General features: G+C 38.8%; 1 pseudogene. It reads right to left on the bottom strand.

The window, feature by feature from the left end:
* Window positions 1-209: pseudogene (locus V6260_RS19460) on the bottom strand (chloride channel protein); the annotation flags it as partial.

The raw sequence follows: 209 nt of genomic DNA, 5'->3' as shown, positions 1-209 counted from the left end.
CTCGAGTACAATAGCTTAAAGTCTTCATCCATATCATCCAATATCACCACTTTTTGTAGCGCTTCAGAAGCAGGAGATGCATGATATGAGAGTCCTTGAAAATCTACTTGTTGTAAAAAAATAGAACGGTTCCCAAAAAACTGCAAAGCGGTAACGTAGGCAGTTGTTATAAAAAGCATCGCTGGGACTATTATTTCAGGTGAAGAGGT

Source organism: Pseudoalteromonas aliena (assembly GCF_038155085.1).
GTDB lineage: Bacteria > Pseudomonadota > Gammaproteobacteria > Enterobacterales > Alteromonadaceae > Pseudoalteromonas > Pseudoalteromonas aliena_A.
The sequence above is the reverse complement of the archived record's forward strand: the minus strand, read 5'-3'. Positions and strand labels throughout refer to the sequence as shown.